Source organism: Streptomyces sp. LX-29 (genome assembly GCF_029541745.1).
Classification (GTDB): domain Bacteria; phylum Actinomycetota; class Actinomycetes; order Streptomycetales; family Streptomycetaceae; genus Streptomyces.
The window spans coordinates 2,003,839-2,020,985 of the sequence record NZ_CP089746.1; the positions used below are offsets into that span (position 1 = coordinate 2,003,839).

11 protein-coding genes, 1 tRNA gene and 3 rRNA genes are annotated in these 17,147 nt (G+C 66.0%); 2 read left to right on the forward strand and 13 right to left on the reverse strand.

Annotated elements, in window-relative coordinates; translation table 11 throughout:
* Window positions 1-42 precede the first annotated feature (42 nt).
* The 8 genes from LRS74_RS08515 to thyX form a co-directional block, all read right to left on the reverse strand.
* A tRNA-Thr gene (locus LRS74_RS08515) sits at window positions 43-115 on the reverse strand.
* A gap of 61 nt (window positions 116-176) precedes the next feature.
* On the reverse strand, window positions 177-875 hold the full coding sequence (locus LRS74_RS08520) for a DegT/DnrJ/EryC1/StrS family aminotransferase (protein ID WP_277740438.1): 699 nt from the start codon (window positions 873-875) through the stop codon (window positions 177-179).
* Between the two features lie 105 nt (window positions 876-980).
* Window positions 981-1,097 (reverse strand): 5S ribosomal RNA (rrf, locus tag LRS74_RS08525).
* A gap of 71 nt (window positions 1,098-1,168) precedes the next feature.
* A 23S ribosomal RNA gene (locus LRS74_RS08530) occupies window positions 1,169-4,290 on the reverse strand.
* 285 nt (window positions 4,291-4,575) lie between these two features.
* A 16S ribosomal RNA gene (locus tag LRS74_RS08535) occupies window positions 4,576-6,103 on the reverse strand.
* Together the 16S, 23S and 5S rRNA genes form the textbook arrangement of a ribosomal RNA operon.
* A 520-nt stretch (window positions 6,104-6,623) precedes the next feature.
* Entirely contained in the window at window positions 6,624-8,309 is a 1,686-nt protein-coding gene (locus LRS74_RS08540) for a ribonuclease J (protein WP_277740439.1), read from the reverse strand.
* 105 nt (window positions 8,310-8,414) lie between these two features.
* Entirely contained in the window at window positions 8,415-9,314 is a 900-nt protein-coding gene (dapA, locus tag LRS74_RS08545) for a 4-hydroxy-tetrahydrodipicolinate synthase (RefSeq protein ID WP_277740440.1), read from the reverse strand.
* 184 nt (window positions 9,315-9,498) lie between these two features.
* Window positions 9,499-10,251 (reverse strand): FAD-dependent thymidylate synthase, encoded by a 753-nt coding sequence (gene thyX, locus LRS74_RS08550; RefSeq protein ID WP_277740441.1) that lies wholly within the window; start codon window positions 10,249-10,251, stop codon window positions 9,499-9,501.
* A 278-nt stretch (window positions 10,252-10,529) separates the two neighbouring features.
* On the opposite strand from thyX, the gene LRS74_RS08555 reads away from it, so the two are divergent.
* The gene (locus tag LRS74_RS08555) at window positions 10,530-10,772 is read left to right on the forward strand and encodes a hypothetical protein (RefSeq protein ID WP_277740442.1); all 243 of its coding nucleotides are present in this window, start codon (window positions 10,530-10,532) and stop codon (window positions 10,770-10,772) included.
* 77 nt (window positions 10,773-10,849) lie between these two features.
* Window positions 10,850-11,407: a hypothetical protein gene (locus LRS74_RS08560; RefSeq protein WP_277740443.1), complete on the forward strand. Its 558-nt coding sequence runs from the start codon at window positions 10,850-10,852 to the stop codon at window positions 11,405-11,407.
* Window positions 11,408-11,477: 70 nt separating this feature from the next.
* On the opposite strand, the gene LRS74_RS08565 is transcribed toward LRS74_RS08560, so the two are convergent.
* The 5 genes from LRS74_RS08565 to rpsO form a co-directional block, all read right to left on the reverse strand.
* Window positions 11,478-11,930, reverse strand: coding sequence for a hypothetical protein (locus tag LRS74_RS08565; protein WP_277740444.1), 453 nt, complete (start codon window positions 11,928-11,930; stop codon window positions 11,478-11,480).
* Between the two features lie 11 nt (window positions 11,931-11,941).
* On the reverse strand, window positions 11,942-12,697 hold the full coding sequence (gene dapB, locus LRS74_RS08570; RefSeq protein WP_277740445.1) for a 4-hydroxy-tetrahydrodipicolinate reductase: 756 nt from the start codon (window positions 12,695-12,697) through the stop codon (window positions 11,942-11,944).
* 57 nt (window positions 12,698-12,754) lie between these two features.
* On the reverse strand, window positions 12,755-14,134 hold the full coding sequence (locus tag LRS74_RS08575; RefSeq protein ID WP_277740446.1) for a pitrilysin family protein: 1,380 nt from the start codon (window positions 14,132-14,134) through the stop codon (window positions 12,755-12,757).
* Window positions 14,131-16,350 (reverse strand): polyribonucleotide nucleotidyltransferase, encoded by a 2,220-nt coding sequence (locus LRS74_RS08580; protein WP_277740447.1) that lies wholly within the window; start codon window positions 16,348-16,350, stop codon window positions 14,131-14,133. Before LRS74_RS08580 ends, LRS74_RS08575 begins: the two co-directional genes overlap by 4 nt.
* Before the next feature lie 392 nt (window positions 16,351-16,742).
* Window positions 16,743-17,030, reverse strand: a complete 288-nt coding sequence (gene rpsO / locus LRS74_RS08585) for a 30S ribosomal protein S15 (RefSeq protein WP_144381799.1) — start codon at window positions 17,028-17,030, stop codon at window positions 16,743-16,745.
* Between the last annotated feature and the right edge of the window lie 117 nt (window positions 17,031-17,147).

Below are 17,147 nucleotides of genomic sequence, written 5' to 3' on the forward strand. Positions count from 1 at the left end.
AGGCCCCCGCCAACTGGCGGGGGCCTTCTCCGTTTTCCTCAGAGCCCCAATACGGAATCGAACCGTAGACCTTCTCCTTACCATGGAGACGCTCTGCCGACTGAGCTATTGGGGCGGGCCAACGAGGTAAATCATACCCGAAGTTTCGGCCGCTCCGGACCACCGACCGAGCCGGATCAGGCCGCGACCTGGAGCAACCCGCCCAGCGCGTTACAGGCCGACACCACACGCTGAAGTTCGCGTCGCGTCATCTGCGCGTCCACCGGCAGCGCCAGGCACTCGTCAGCGGCCCGCTCGGTCTCCGCCAGCCACATCTCCCGCCGGAAGCGCGAGGTGCGGTGCACGGGGGTCTGTACGGGGACGTGGCAGCCGACGCCCCGGGACCGCAGCGCCCGCGCGAAGGCGTCCCGGTCCGGCCGGCCGTTGCCCGGCACCCGCACCACGTACTGCTGGTAGGTGTGGCACACCTGGTGCGCGACGGGCTGGGTGATCACTCCGCGGAGCCGTTCGTCCAGGTAGGCGGCGTGAGCCTGGCGGCGCCGCACATCGGCGGCCGACTCGTCCTCGGGGCCGTATCCGATGACCCGCAAGTCGTGTCGGGCGCCTATCCGGTTGATGCCGGCCATGTCGGCCGGATGGCCGAAGGTGTGCACCGGTATGACGGCCACCGTTCGGGGGGTCACCGCGGCCGCCACAGCGGCCGGGTCCACGCACAGCGTGTCGGCGGCTATGTCCACGAAGACCGGCCGGGCGCCCACCAGGAGCACCGCCTCGGCCGCCTCAGACGTGCCGTACGACGGCACGATCACCTCGTCGCCGGGGCGAACGCCCGACTCCGCCAACTCGCGTCGCAGCTCATCCGCAGGAGTGCCCATGGCTCGAATGCTGCCCAGGGAACGTGAACACGGGGTGACCCGCAACACAACGCAAGAAAGCCCTGTCGGGAACCGAAGTTCCCAACAGGGCTTTCTGCAATGATTGTTCGGCGGCGTCCTACTCTCCCACAGGGTCCCCCCTGCAGTACCATCGGCGCTGAAAGGCTTAGCTTCCGGGTTCGGTATGTAACCGGGCGTTTCCCTAACGCTATAACCACCGAAACACTATGAAACACATCAACCGGATACACCTGGTTGTGGCTTCAGAACCAACACAGTGGACGCGAGCAACTGAGGACAAGCCCTCGGCCTATTAGTACCGGTCAACTCCACCAGTTACCTGGCTTCCATATCCGGCCTATCAACCCAGTCGTCTACTGGGAGCCTTACCCCATCAAGTGGGTGGGAGTCCTCATCTCGAAGCAGGCTTCCCGCTTAGATGCTTTCAGCGGTTATCCCTCCCGAACGTAGCCAACCAGCCATGCCCTTGGCAGAACAACTGGCACACCAGAGGTTCGTCCGTCCCGGTCCTCTCGTACTAGGGACAGCCCTTCTCAAGACTCCTACGCGCACAGCGGATAGGGACCGAACTGTCTCACGACGTTCTAAACCCAGCTCGCGTACCGCTTTAATGGGCGAACAGCCCAACCCTTGGGACCGACTCCAGCCCCAGGATGCGACGAGCCGACATCGAGGTGCCAAACCATCCCGTCGATATGGACTCTTGGGGAAGATCAGCCTGTTATCCCCGGGGTACCTTTTATCCGTTGAGCGACGGCGCTTCCACAAGCCACCGCCGGATCACTAGTCCCGACTTTCGTCCCTGCTCGACCCGTCGGTCTCACAGTCAAGCTCCCTTGTGCACTTACACTCAACACCTGATTGCCAACCAGGCTGAGGGAACCTTTGGGCGCCTCCGTTACTCTTTAGGAGGCAACCGCCCCAGTTAAACTACCCACCAGACACTGTCCCTGATCCGGATCACGGACCGAGGTTAGACATCCAGCACGACCAGAGTGGTATTTCAACGATGACTCCACGAACACTGGCGTGCCCGCTTCACAGTCTCCCACCTATCCTACACAAGCCGAACCGAACACCAATATCAAGCTATAGTAAAGGTCCCGGGGTCTTTCCGTCCTGCTGCGCGAAACGAGCATCTTTACTCGTAATGCAATTTCACCGGGCCTATGGTTGAGACAGTCGAGAAGTCGTTACGCCATTCGTGCAGGTCGGAACTTACCCGACAAGGAATTTCGCTACCTTAGGATGGTTATAGTTACCACCGCCGTTTACTGGCGCTTAAGTTCTCAGCTTCGCCCCGTCGAAACAGAGCTAACCGGTCCCCTTAACGTTCCAGCACCGGGCAGGCGTCAGTCCGTATACATCGCCTTACGGCTTCGCACGGACCTGTGTTTTTAGTAAACAGTCGCTTCTCGCTGGTCTCTGCGGCCACCACCAGCTCAGGAAGCAAGTTCCCTCACCAGCAATGGCCCCCCTTCTCCCGAAGTTACGGGGGCATTTTGCCGAGTTCCTTAACCATAGTTCACCCGAACGCCTCGGTATTCTCTACCTGACCACCTGAGTCGGTTTAGGGTACGGGCCGCCATGAAACTCGCTAGAGGCTTTTCTCGACAGCATAGGATCATCCACTTCACCACAATCGGCTCGGCATCAGGTCTCAGCCTTACATGTGCGACGGATTTACCTACCGCACGGCCTACACCCTTACCCCGGGACAACCACCGCCCGGGCTGGACTACCTTCCTGCGTCACCCCATCACTCACCTACTACAAGTCTGGTTCGTCGGCTCCACCACTCCCCTTCACCCGAAGGATCCAGGACGGCTTCACGGACTTAGCATCGCCTGATTCGATGTTTGGCGCTTCAAAGCGGGTACCGGAATATCAACCGGTTGTCCATCGACTACGCCTGTCGGCCTCGCCTTAGGTCCCGACTTACCCTGGGCAGATCAGCTTGACCCAGGAACCCTTAGTCAATCGGCGCACACGTTTCCCACGTGTGAATCGCTACTCATGCCTGCATTCTCACTCGTGAACCGTCCACAACTCGTTTCCACGGCTGCTTCACCCGGCACACGACGCTCCCCTACCCATCCCAGCAGACGTTGGTCCTCACGCTGGAATGACATGACTTCGGCGGTACGCTTGAGCCCCGCTACATTGTCGGCGCGGAATCACTTGACCAGTGAGCTATTACGCACTCTTTCAAGGGTGGCTGCTTCTAAGCCAACCTCCTGGTTGTCTCTGCGACTCCACATCCTTTCCCACTTAGCGCACGCTTAGGGGCCTTAGTCGATGTTCTGGGCTGTTTCCCTCTCGACCATGGAGCTTATCCCCCACAGTCTCACTGCCGCGCTCTCACTTACCGGCATTCGGAGTTTGGCTAAGGTCAGTAACCCGGTAGGGCCCATCGCCTATCCAGTGCTCTACCTCCGGCAAGAAACACACGACGCTGCACCTAAATGCATTTCGGGGAGAACCAGCTATCACGGAGTTTGATTGGCCTTTCACCCCTAACCACAGGTCATCCCCCAGGTTTTCAACCCTGGTGGGTTCGGTCCTCCACGAAGTCTTACCTCCGCTTCAACCTGCCCATGGCTAGATCACTCCGCTTCGGGTCTTGGGCGCGCTACTCAATCGCCCTATTCGGACTCGCTTTCGCTACGGCTTCCCCACACGGGTTAACCTCGCAACACACCGCAAACTCGCAGGCTCATTCTTCAAAAGGCACGCAGTCACGACCGTGCTCCGAAGAACACGGCGACGCTCCCACGGCTTGTAGGCACACGGTTTCAGGTACTATTTCACTCCGCTCCCGCGGTACTTTTCACCATTCCCTCACGGTACTATCCGCTATCGGTCACCAGGGAATATTTAGGCTTAGCGGGTGGTCCCGCCAGATTCACACGGGATTTCTCGGGCCCCGTGCTACTTGGGAAATGAGCAAGCAAGCCGCAAAGATTTCAGCTACGGGGGTCTTACCCTCTACGCCGGGCCTTTCGCATGCCCTTCGCCTATCCATGCGGTTTCTGACTCGCCCAACAGCCGGCAGACTGCTGAAGCTCACTCCCACAACCCCGCATGCGCAACCCCTGCCGGGTATCACACACATACGGTTTAGCCTCATCCGGTTTCGCTCGCCACTACTCCCGGAATCACGGTTGTTTTCTCTTCCTGCGGGTACTGAGATGTTTCACTTCCCCGCGTTCCCTCCACATACCCTATGTGTTCAGGTATGGGTGACAGCCCATGACGACTGCCGGGTTTCCCCATTCGGACACCCCCGGATCAAAGCTCGGTTGACAGCTCCCCGGGGCCTATCGTGGCCTCCCACGTCCTTCATCGGTTCCTGGTGCCAAGGCATCCACCGTGCGCCCTTAAAAACTTGGCCACAGATGCTCGCGTCCACTGTGCAGTTCTCAAGCAACAACCAGCCACCCGTCACACACCACTCAAAGATGATGCTTCACCGGGGCCGGCACCCGAAGGAACAAGCTCTACGCTCGCACCCTCAGACACCCAACAGCGTGCCCGACACTCCCAGCCACCATGCACCGTGTTCCACGCCGAAGCAGTACTAACAGTCACAGCAGACCAAGTGTGCCGAGTAGTCAACGTTCCACCCATGAGCTAACCGTGCGAGACATTCGCTCGCAGTCGGCCATGTGCTCCTTAGAAAGGAGGTGATCCAGCCGCACCTTCCGGTACGGCTACCTTGTTACGACTTCGTCCCAATCGCCAGTCCCACCTTCGACGATTCCCTCCCACAAGGGGTTGGGCCACCGGCTTCGGGTGTTACCGACTTTCGTGACGTGACGGGCGGTGTGTACAAGGCCCGGGAACGTATTCACCGCAGCAATGCTGATCTGCGATTACTAGCGACTCCGACTTCATGGGGTCGAGTTGCAGACCCCAATCCGAACTGAGACCGGCTTTTTGAGATTCGCTCCACCTCGCGGTATCGCAGCTCATTGTACCGGCCATTGTAGCACGTGTGCAGCCCAAGACATAAGGGGCATGATGACTTGACGTCGTCCCCACCTTCCTCCGAGTTGACCCCGGCAGTCTCCTGTGAGTCCCCATCACCCCGAAGGGCATGCTGGCAACACAGAACAAGGGTTGCGCTCGTTGCGGGACTTAACCCAACATCTCACGACACGAGCTGACGACAGCCATGCACCACCTGTACACCGACCACAAGGGGGGCTACATCTCTGCAGCTTTCCGGTGTATGTCAAGCCTTGGTAAGGTTCTTCGCGTTGCGTCGAATTAAGCCACATGCTCCGCCGCTTGTGCGGGCCCCCGTCAATTCCTTTGAGTTTTAGCCTTGCGGCCGTACTCCCCAGGCGGGGAACTTAATGCGTTAGCTGCGGCACGGACAACGTGGAATGTCGCCCACACCTAGTTCCCAACGTTTACGGCGTGGACTACCAGGGTATCTAATCCTGTTCGCTCCCCACGCTTTCGCTCCTCAGCGTCAGTATCGGCCCAGAGATCCGCCTTCGCCACCGGTGTTCCTCCTGATATCTGCGCATTTCACCGCTACACCAGGAATTCCGATCTCCCCTACCGAACTCTAGCCTGCCCGTATCGAATGCAGACCCGGGGTTAAGCCCCGGGCTTTCACATCCGACGTGACAAGCCGCCTACGAGCTCTTTACGCCCAATAATTCCGGACAACGCTCGCGCCCTACGTATTACCGCGGCTGCTGGCACGTAGTTAGCCGGCGCTTCTTCTGCAGGTACCGTCACTTTCGCTTCTTCCCTGCTGAAAGAGGTTTACAACCCGAAGGCCGTCATCCCTCACGCGGCGTCGCTGCATCAGGCTTTCGCCCATTGTGCAATATTCCCCACTGCTGCCTCCCGTAGGAGTCTGGGCCGTGTCTCAGTCCCAGTGTGGCCGGTCGCCCTCTCAGGCCGGCTACCCGTCGTCGCCTTGGTAGGCCATCACCCCACCAACAAGCTGATAGGCCGCGGGCTCATCCTGCACCGCCGGAGCTTTCCACCACCAACCATGCGGTCAGTGGTCGTATCCGGTATTAGACCCCGTTTCCAGGGCTTGTCCCAGAGTGCAGGGCAGATTGCCCACGTGTTACTCACCCGTTCGCCACTAATCCCCCACCGAAGCGGGTTCATCGTTCGACTTGCATGTGTTAAGCACGCCGCCAGCGTTCGTCCTGAGCCAGGATCAAACTCTCCGTGAATGTTTTCCCGGCGCTTTTAATCAAGCACCGTGGGATGCACACTCGCGTTGAGCGGAACAGGTAGGAGGAATAGTCCCACCCGTTCACAGCGTCCTCGCTGTGTTTTTTCTTCAAAGGAACCTCGTCATCGGGCCGTGATGGCCCTTCGACGGGGTATCAACATATCTGGCGTTGACTTTTGGCACGCTGTTGAGTTCTCAAGGAACGGACGCTTCCTTCGGTCCCGTCTCACCGGGCCCTCCGGGCGCTTCCCTTCGGTGTTTCCAACCTTACCAGATTCTTTTTCGTTCCCCCTGCTTCTCGAAAGTCGCAGTCGGTCCGAATTTGTTTCCGGTGGCCGTTGGAGTGGCCTTTGCCTTTCGGCTGATCCGACTTTATCAGAATTCTCTGAGCCGGATTCCCGCCCCTCGGGGCTGACCCGATGCGCCTGAGCGCTTCGCGTTCCCCGTGAGGTGGAGCCGTAAACGTACTGGAGCGGGGCGCGCGATGCAAATCGAGCGCCCCGCTCCCTGAGTCATCGTCAGACCTCGACCACGACAGGCAGGATCATCGGCCGCCTGCGGTAGGTGTCGGAGACCCACTTGCCGATGGTGCGCCGCACCAACTGCTGCAGTTGGTGGGGGTCGGCGATGCCGTCGGCGGCGCACTTGGCGAGGGCTTCCTCGATCTTCGGGGTCACCCCGGCGAACGCGGCGTCCTCGATGCCGGAGCCGCGCGCCTGGATGTGCGGGCCCCCCACGATCTTGCCCGTGGTGCTGTCCACCGCGAGGAAGACGGAGATGATGCCCTCCTCCCCGAGGATGCGGCGGTCCTTGAGCGAGGCCTCGGTGACATCGCCGACCGAGAGGCCGTCGACGTACACATAGCCGGCCTGCACCTTGCCGACGATCTTCGCGACGCCGTCGACCAGGTCCACCACCACGCCGTCCTCAGCGATGACGCATCGGTTCTTCGGCACGCCGGTGAGGGCACCGAGCTCCGCGTTGGCGCGCAGGTGGCGCCACTCGCCGTGGACGGGCATCAGGTTGCGGGGCTTGCAGATGTTGTAGAAGTACAGCAGCTCGCCCGCGGAGGCGTGCCCGGAGACGTGCACCCGCGCGTTGCCCTTGTGGACCACGTTGGCGCCCCACCGGGTCAGACCGTTGATCACCCGGTAGACCGCGGTCTCGTTGCCCGGGATGAGGGACGAGGCCAGGATGACGGTGTCGCCCTGGACGATGCGGATCTGGTGGTCGCGGTTGGCCATCCGGGAGAGGGCGGCCATCGGCTCGCCCTGGGAGCCGGTGCACACCAGCACGATCTCGTCGTCCGGCAGATCGTCGAGGGTCTTCACATCCACCACGAGCCCGGCCGGGACCCGCAGATAACCCAGGTCGCGCGCGATCCCCATGTTGCGGACCATGGAGCGGCCGACGAACGCCACCCGGCGTCCGTACTCGTGGGCGGCGTCCAGGATCTGCTGGATACGGTGGACGTGGCTGGCGAAGCTCGCCACGATGATGCGCTTCTGGGCGCCGGCGAAGACCTGGCGCAGCACATTGGAGATGTCGCGCTCGGGCGGCACGAAGCCGGGGACCTCGGCGTTGGTGGAGTCCACCAGCAGCAGGTCGATGCCCTCCTCGCCGAGCTTGGCGAAGGCGGGCAGGTCGGTGAGCCGGCCGTCCAGCGGAAGCTGGTCCATCTTGAAGTCGCCGGTGTGCACGGCCATGCCCGCGGGGGTGCGGATGGCGACCGCCAGGGCGTCCGGAATGGAGTGGTTGACCGCCACGAACTCGCAGTCGAAGGGGCCGATCCGCTCGCGGTGGCCCTCCTCCACCTCCAGCGTGTACGGGCGGATGCGGTGCTCCTGGAGCTTGGCCTCGATGAGGGCGAGCGTCAGCTTGGAGCCGATCAGCGGGATGTCGGCCTTCTCCCGCAGCAGGTAGGGGACACCGCCGATGTGGTCCTCGTGGCCGTGCGTCAGCACGATGCCGTCGATGTCGTCGAGGCGGTCCCGGATGGACGTGAAGTCCGGCAGGATCAGGTCGACTCCGGGCTGCTCCTCCTCGGGGAAGAGCACTCCGCAGTCGACGATCAGCAACCGGCCGCCGTACTCGAAGACGGTCATGTTGCGGCCGATCTCGCCCAGGCCGCCGAGCGGGGTGACGCGCAGGCCGCCCTCGGGGAGCTTCGGCGGCGGGCCGAGCTCGGGATGCGGATGACTCAAAAGACTCTCCTCACCACACACGCCACATGCCCCCGTGGGGGCACATGGCGCGCGTGACCTTCGTGCACTTGCTGATGTGTCTGTATGCAGTTGTGAAGTCTGTGGTTACAGCTGTACCCCGCCGGCGGCCAGATCGCGCTTCAGCTGTTCGGTTTCCTCCGGAGAGAGCTCGACCAGGGGCAACCGCAGCGGGCCGGCGGGCAGGCCCTGGAGGGCGAGGGCGGCCTTGGTGGTGATCACGCCCTGGGTGCGGAACATCCCCGTGAAGACCGGGAGCAGCTTCTGGTGGATCTCGGTGGCCTTGGTGACGTCGCCGGCGAGGTGGGCGTCGAGCATGGCGCGCAGCTCGGGGGCGACGAGGTGGCCGACCACGGAGACGAAGCCGACGGCGCCCACGGACAGCAGCGGAAGGTTCAGCATGTCGTCGCCGGAGTACCAGGCGAGGCCCGAGCGGGCGATGGCCCAGCTGGCGCGGCCCAGGTCGCCCTTGGCGTCCTTGTTGGCGACGATGCGCGGGTGCTCGGCGAGCCGGACCATGGTCTCGGTGCTGATCGGGACGCCGCTACGGCCGGGGATGTCGTAGAGCATCACCGGGAGGCCGGTGGCGTCGGCGATGGCCGTGAAGTGGCGCTGCAGCCCCTCCTGCGGGGGCTTGCTGTAGTACGGGGTGACGGCCAGCAGGCCGTGCGCGCCGGCCTGCTCGGCGGCGCGGGCGAGCTCGATGCTGTGTCGGGTGTCGTTGGTGCCGGCTCCGGCCACGATGTGGGCGCGGTGGCCGACCGCGTCGACCACGGCCCGTACGAGCTGGGATTTCTCCACATCGCTGGTGGTGGGTGACTCGCCGGTGGTGCCGTTGACGATCAGGCCGTCGTTGCCGGCGTCCACCAGGTGGGCGGCGAGCCGCTGCGCGCCGTCGAGGTCGAGCGCGCCGTCCGGGGTGAATGGCGTGACCATGGCGGTCAGCACACGCCCGAAGGGGGTCTGCGATGTGGATGTCGGAGCCATGGGACCAACGCTACTCGTAGCGTGCCCCGGTGCGCTCCTTCGGGGCGGCGACATGGAGCCCGGCACTGCCTGCTCGGGGGTTCAAGCAGTGCCGGGTCCGTATGTTCAGCCTAGATGAACTTCACGAAATGCCGCAATACGGACACTTCTTGCTACTGGTCCGTACGACGACCGCCGGGACGTCCTACGGCGCGACCCGGCCGTTGTTGTTGAACGCCGCATACGTCAGCGGCATGAGCTTGGCCCACTCCGCCTCCATCAGCTCGCCCACCATCTCGATCTCGCGCTGCGGGAAGGACGGCACCGTGGCCTGCTCGTGCTGGGTGCGCAGCCCCAGGAAGTGCATCAGCGAGCGCGCGTTGCAGGTCGCGTACATCGAGGAGAAGAGGCCGACCGGCAGCACCGAGCGGGCCACCTCGCGGGCCACCCCGGCGGCCAGCATCTCCTGGTACGCCTCGTACGCGTGGCGGTAGGCGTCCTCCATCACCCGGCCGGTCAGCTCGTGCTGCGCCTGGGTGCCCTCGACGAACCGGTACTTGCCCGGACGGCCCTGCTGGACCAGCTTGCGGGCCTCCCCCGGCACATAGAAGACGGGCTCCAGCTCGCGGTAGCGACCGGACTCCTCGTTGTAGGACCAGCCCACGCGGTGGCGCATGAACTCGCGGAAGACGAAGATCGGAGCGCTGATGAAGAAGGTCATCGAGTTGTGCTCGAACGGGCTGCCGTGGCGGTCCCGCATCAGGTAGTTGATCAGCCCCTTGGAGCGCTCCGGGTCCTTCTGGAGCTCATCCAGGGACTGCTCGCCGGCGGTGGACACGCGAGCGGCCCACAGCACGTCGGAGTCGGCCGCGGAGTGCTTGACCAGCTCGACGGTCACGTCGCTGCGGAAGCTGGCCTCCCGCTCGCTCTCGGCGTTCTCGGCAAGGGTCTCGGTCACCGGCGGGGTCCTTCCATCTGCATCGCACGGGCGCCGCCCAGCTTACGGGCCACCACCGACACTCCCCTCCCGTCGTTTCCCCCGGGCGGCTGTCGGGGCCACCGTCCGGCCGCGCCGACCGCGCCGTCCGCCTCGGTGGCGCAAGGGAAACCACGGACCTGCGGCGCAAGAGGGGCCGGCGAAAAAGACCGGAAAAGAAGTGTGAGAAGGGGCACCTTCCGAGCCGTTTTCGCGTCTAACTGCTAGAGATCCCCCATCGAGGTCCCAGGAGGACGCCCATGTTTCGCCGGCGAGAGCCCGTGCCATTCGCCTTCGTGGCCGAGGCCGATCGCTTCCGCAGCAATATCACCCCCCCGCCCCGGCGGCGCGCGAGCGTGAGCCAGGTGGCCGGCCGCACCCTCATCGGGCTGACCGTGGTCGCCGGTTTCGCCGCCGGGCTGCTGTTCGGTACGCCCGCGCTGGAGTCCGGCCCGCAGAACACCCGACAGGTCCAGCATTCCGAGGCGTCGAACGGCCGCTGAGAGCGACCGGGAGGGCGCTGGGATAGCCTCACCCCACCACAGCCAGATCGCGCCGTGCGTGTGAGTGAGGACCATTCGTGCCCCTGCCGTTCCTGACCGCCGAACCCGACTCCGAGGAGTCCGCGGCGGGCGCCGAGCCCCTGCCCTACGAGGATCGGGACCGTTGGCGGCGACCGTACCGCCCCGGCCCCTGGCGGGTGGGCGGCGCGGCGCTGCTGCTGCTCCTAGCCTCGTACATCCTCTTCTCCGCCCTGATCATCGCCCTCGCGGGCGCGCTGCCCGGTGCCGGCATCTGCATCGGCGGGGCCACCGTCGTCATCATCGGCGCGGTGCGGCTGGTCCGGGCGGGAATCTGGGTGAGCGCGTACGGCGTGCGCCGGGTGGGGCTGTGGAGGACGACCACGGTCGAGTGGAGCAGCGTCGCCTCGATCCGCACCGTCCAGCAGCCCGTGAAGTGGTTGGGCCTGCCCCGCACCGTGCAGGGGCAGGCCCTTTCGCTTGCCCTGACCACCGACGAGCCGCTGAAGCCGCTGGTCACCGACTACAACGCGGACTTCCTGGGCCGCCGCGAGGCCTTCGACATGGCGGCCGACGCCGTCGAGGACTGGGTCGCGGAGTACGGCGCACGGTCCTGACGCGACCGCCGCTACCACCGCGACCGACAAGAGCGCCGCGACCGAGCCGGTCCGGGCCTGGCCACCACGGCTAGGCGCGGACCGGCTTTCCGTCGTGCAGGGCGATGGCGCGCTGCATGGCCTTGCGGGCGCGCGGGGTGTCCCGGGCGTCGTGGTAGGCGATGGCCAGGCGGAACCAGGCGCGCCAGTCGTCCGGGGCCTCCTGGGTCTCGGCGCGGCGCCGGGTGAAGACCGCGTCGGCCGAGTCGCGGTCGATGCGACCGCTCGGGGTGCGGGCCAGCTCGTCGACCGGCAGCCCGCCCTCGGCCTCCAGCTCGCGGGCCAACCGGTTGGCGTCGCGGGCGAAGACCGTGGTCTGCCACAGGAACCAGCAGCCGATGAACGGCAGCACCAGCACGGCCGCGCCGAAGGCGACCGTCACCGGAGTGCCCTGCCGGATGAGCAGGACACCGCGGCTGCCGACCAGGACGAAGTAGACGACCAGGACGGCGGCGAGGGCGAAGTACGTGATCTTTGCGCGCACGGCTCGGGGTCTCAGTCCAGGTCCAGGAAGTGCTCCAGGCCGAAGGTCAGCCCGGGGTTGGTCGGCACGCGGCGGGCACCGAGCAGGATGCCCGGCATGAAGCTGCTGTGGTGCGTGGAGTCGTGCCGGATGGTGAGGGTCTCGCCGGTGTCGCCGAGCAGCACCTCCTGGTGGGCGAGGAGGCCGCGGAGCCGCACCGAGTGCACCGGGACGCCGTCCACGTCGGCGCCGCGCGCGCCGTCCAGCGCGGTGACCGTGGCGTCCGGCTGCGGGGCGCAGCCGGCCTCCGCGCGGGCCGCGGCGATCAGCTGGGCGGTACGGGTGGCGGTGCCGGAGGGGGCGTCCGCCTTGTTCGGGTGGTGCAGCTCGATGACCTCGACGGACTCGAAGTAGCGGGCCGCCTGCTGGGCGAAGCGCATGGTCAGCACCGCGCCGATGGAGAAGTTCGGCGCGATCAGCACGCCGACCTCCGGGGCCGCGGCCAGCCAGCCGCGCAGCTGCGAGAGGCGCTCGTCGGTCCAGCCGGTGGTGCCGACGACGCCGTGGATGCCGTGGCGCACACAGAAGTCGAGGTTGCCCATGACGGAGCCCGGGTTGGTGAGCTCGACCGCGACCTGCGCACCCGCCTCGACCAGGGTCTCCAGCCGGTCGCCGCGGCCCAGGGCGGCGACGAGTTCCATGTCCTCGGCGGCCTCCACGGCCCGTACGGCCTCGGAGCCGATGCGGCCCTTGGCCCCGATGACCGCCACCCGCAGCTTGCTGCTCATTACTCGATTCCTTCTCTAGGGGTCCAGGGGGCGGAGCCCCTGGAGAAACCACACGCGCTACGACACCGCTTCGTCCAGCCGGGCCGCCTGCCTGTCCTTCAGCGGGCCGATGACGGACAGCGAGGGACGCTGTCCCAGTACATCGCGGGCCACCTCGCGAACCTCGTCCGGGGTGACGGCCTGCATCCGCGCCAGCATGTCGTCGACCGACATCTGCTCGCCCCAGCACAGCTCGCTCTTGCCGATGCGGTTCATCAGCGCGCCGGTGTCCTCCAGGCCGAGCACGGTGGAGCCGCACAGCTGGCCGACGGCGCGCCGCAGCTCCTCGTCGGTGATGCCGTTGCGCGCCACCTCGTCGAGCTCGTCGCGGCAGATCTTGAGCACGTCGTGCACCTGGCTGGGTCGGCAGCCGGCGTAGACGCCGAACAGGCCGCAGTCGGCGAACGAGGAGGTGTACGAGTAGACGCTGTAGGCCAGGCCCCGCTTCTCCCGGACCTCCTGGAAGAGCCGGGAGCTCATGCCGCCGCCGAGCGCGGCGTTCAGCACGCCCAGCGCCCAGCGCCGGTCGTCGGTGCGGGCGATGCCCGGCATGCCGAGGACGACGTGCGCCTGCTCGGTCTTGCGACCCAGCAGCTCCACCCGGCCCGCGGTGCGGATCGTCCGGGCGCCGTCGCGGGGGGCCATCGGGACCGCGTCGACGCGGTCCAGCGCGCCGGCCCGCTCGAAGGCCCGGCGCACCAGGCGCACCACCTTGGCGTGGTCGACGTTGCCGGCGGCGGCGACGACCAGGTGGGTGGGGTCGTAGTGCTTCTTGTAGAAGCGGGCGATGCGGTCGCGGGTGAGGGCGTTGATGGTGTCGACAGTGCCCAGCACCGGACGGCCGAGGGGGGTGTCGCCGAGCATGGTGTGCGCGAACAGGTCGTGCACGCAGTCGCCCGGGTCGTCCTCGGTCATCGCGATCTCTTCGAGGATCACTCCGCGCTCGGCGTCGACGTCCGACGCCTCGATGACCGAGCCGGTGAGCATGTCGCAGACGACGTCGATGGCCAGCGGCAGGTCCGTGTCGAGCACCCGCGCGTAGTAGCAGGTGTACTCCTTGGCCGTGAAGGCGTTCATCTCGCCGCCGACCGCGTCGATGGCGGCGGAGATGTCCAGCGCGGAGCGGCGCCGGGTGCCCTTGAAGAGCAGGTGCTCCAGGTAGTGGGTGGCCCCGTTCAGCGACGGGGTCTCGTCACGGGAGCCGACGTGGGCCCAGATGCCGAAGGTGGCGGAGCGGACCGACGGCAGGGTCTCGGTGACCACGCGCAGCCCCCCGGGGAGGGTGGTCTTGCGGACGGTGCCGATGCCGTTCTCGCCCTTGAGAAGCGTTTGGGTACGGGCGACGGCCCGCCCCTCCGAGGAGGTGCGGGCCGTCGTCCGGTGCGTACGCGACGTCACTTGGCAGCTTCGTCCTTCTCGCCCTCGGCGGCGTCCTCGCCCTCCAGGACGGGGATCAGGGAGAGCTTGCCGCGCTGGTCGATCTCGGCGATCTCGACCTGGACCTTGGCGCCGACCGCGAGCACGTCGTCGACGTTCTCCACGCGCTTGCCGCCGGCCAGCTTGCGGATCTGCGAGATGTGCAGCAGGCCGTCCTTGCCCGGGAGCAGGGAGACGAAGGCACCGAAGGTGGTGGTCTTCACGACCGTGCCCAGGTAGCGCTCGCCGACCTCGGGCATCGTCGGATTGGCGATGCCGTTGATGGTGGCGCGGGCGGCCTCGGCGGACGGGCCGTCGGCGGCACCGATGTAGATGGTGCCGTCGTCCTCGATGGTGATCTCGGCGCCGGTGTCCTCCTGGATCTGGTTGATCATCTTGCCCTTGGGGCCGATGACCTCACCGATCTTGTCCACCGGGATCTTGACGGTGATGATCCGCGGGGCGTGCGGGGACATCTCGTCCGGCGTGTCGATGGCCTCCATCATCACGTCGAGGATGTGCAGGCGGGCGTCGCGGGCCTGCTTGAGGGCCGCGGCCAGCACCGAGGCCGGGATGCCGTCGAGCTTGGTGTCCAGCTGCAGCGCGGTGACGAACTGCTTGGTGCCGGCGACCTTGAAGTCCATGTCGCCGAAGGCGTCCTCGGCGCCGAGGATGTCGGTCAGCGCCACGTAGTGCGTCTCACCGTCGATCTCCTGGGAGATCAGACCCATGGCGATACCGGCGACCGGGGCCTTCAGCGGCACACCGGCGTTCAGCAGCGACATGGTCGACGCGCAGACCGAGCCCATCGAGGTGGAGCCGTTGGAGCCGAGCGCCTCGGAGACCTGACGGATGGCGTACGGGAACTCCTCGCGGGTCGGCAGGACCGGCAGGATGGCGCGCTCGGCGAGCGCACCGTGGCCGATCTCCCGGCGCTTGGGCGAGCCCACGCGGCCGGTCTCACCGACGGAGTACGGCGGGAAGTTGTAGTTGTGCATGTAGCGCTTGCGCGTCTCGGGCGCCAGCGTGTCCAGCTGCTGCTCCATGCGGAGCATGTTGAGGGTGGTGACGCCCAGGATCTGGGTCTCGCCGCGCTCGAACAGGGCCGAACCGTGGACCCGCGGGATCGCCTCGACCTCGGCGGCCAGCGTACGGATGTCCGTGACGCCACGGCCGTCGATGCGCTTGCGCTCCTTGATCACGCGCTCGCGGACCAGGCTCTTGGTGAGCGAGCGGTACGCGGCGGAGATCTCCTTCTCGCGGCCCTCGAACTGCGGCAGCAGCTTGTCGGCGGCGACGCCCTTGATCCGGTCCAGCTCGGTCTCGCGCTCCTGCTTGCCCGCGATGGTCAGCGCCTGGGCCAGCTCCTCGCGGACGGCGTCGGTGAGCGCCTCCAGGACGTCGTCCTGGTAGTCGAGGAAGATCGGGAACTCGGCGACCGGCTTGGCGGCCTTCGAGGCCAGATCGGCCTGCGCCTTGCAGAGGACCTTGATGAAGGGCTTGGACGCCTCCAGACCGGCGGCGACGACCTCCTCGGTCGGGGCCTCGGCGCCGTCCTTGACCAGGGTGATGGTCTTGTCGGTGGCCTCGGCCTCGACCATCATGATCGCGACGTCGCCGTCCTCCAGGACACGACCCGCGACGACCATGTCGAAGACGGCGTCCTCGAGCTCGGTGTGGGTCGGGAAGGCCACCCACTGGCCCTTGATCAGCGCGACGCGGACGCCGCCGATCGGGCCGGAGAAGGGCAGGCCCGCCAGCTGGGTGGAGGCGGAGGCGGCGTTGATCGCGACCACGTCGTAGAGGTGGTCGGGGTTGAGCGCCATGATCGTGGCGACGACCTGGATCTCGTTGCGCAGGCCCTTCTTGAAGGACGGGCGCAGCGGGCGGTCGATCAGCCGGCAGGTGAGGACCGCGTCCTCGGAGGGGCGGCCCTCACGGCGGAAGAACGAGCCGGGGATCCGCCCGGCCGCGTACATCCGCTCCTCGACGTCCACCGTCAGCGGGAAGAAGTCGAGCTGGTCCTTGGGGTTCTTGGAAGCAGAGGTGGCCGACAGCACCATGGTGTCGTCGTCCAGGTAGGCCACGGCGGAGCCGGCGGCCTGACGGGCCAGCCGGCCCGTCTCGAAGCGGATGGTACGGGTGCCGAAGGCGCCGTTGTCGATGACGGCCTCGGCGTAGTGGGTCTCGTTCTCCACCAGGAAAATCTCCTCGTCTGCGTCCCCTCGTCCGTGTGATGGGGGGACGGTGGTGGAGCAGCGCCCCTGGCCGTTGTCCGGCGGCCGGGCCGGTCTTCGATCGAAGCCACCGGAATTGCCAGTTCCGGGAGCCACTACCGAGGACCGGCGCCTGCGGCGCCCGACAGGCGCTGGAGTGAGGCGCTCCTCCTCGTTCGTTATGGCGTTGTTGGGACCAGACTACAAAGCTTCGGCCATCCTCACGACGGCTGAAGCGTCCGGTACCCGCAGTGTGCGGCGTTGTGCGGGGGCGCGCAGGCGTCTCTTTTCCGCCGCGTCACGCGGCCCGCCCGGCCACACGTACGGCAAAGGGAGCGGCCCCCTGGCGCGGGAACCGCTCCCTTCACAGCGTGTTACTTGGCGCCCGCCGCACCGCGGCGGATGCCCAGGCGGTCGACCAGCGTACGGAAACGCGTGATGTCCTTCTTCGCCAGGTACTGCAGCAGGCGGCGGCGCTGGCCGACCAGCAGCAGCAGACCACGGCGGGAGTGGTGGTCGTGCTTGTGGGTCTTGAGGTGCTCGGTCAGGTCCGAGATACGGCGGGAGAGCAGCGCGACCTGGACCTCGGGGGAGCCGGTGTCGCCCTCCTTGGTCCCGAACTCGGCCATGATCTGCTTCTTCGTAGCGGCGTCGAGCGACACGCGTACTCCTCTGGGGTTCTTCGTCTGGCCACCGAGTGCCCCTGGTCTGCGTCTCAGGAGAGCTTCCGTTACTCGGGAGGCGGGGTCCGCTGGGCGCTGTCTCCAGAGCCTTCGGGG

Coding starts and splice junctions, on each gene's coding strand:
- LRS74_RS08520 (WP_277740438.1), bottom strand. CDS start 875: ATGGGCACTCCTGCGGATGAGCTGCGACGCGAGTTGGCGGAGTCGGGC.
- dapA (WP_277740440.1), bottom strand. CDS start 9,314: ATGGCTCCGACATCCACATCGCAGACCCCCTTCGGGCGTGTGCTGACC.
- LRS74_RS08555 (WP_277740442.1), top strand. CDS start 10,530: ATGTTTCGCCGGCGAGAGCCCGTGCCATTCGCCTTCGTGGCCGAGGCC.
- dapB (WP_277740445.1), bottom strand. CDS start 12,697: ATGAGCAGCAAGCTGCGGGTGGCGGTCATCGGGGCCAAGGGCCGCATC.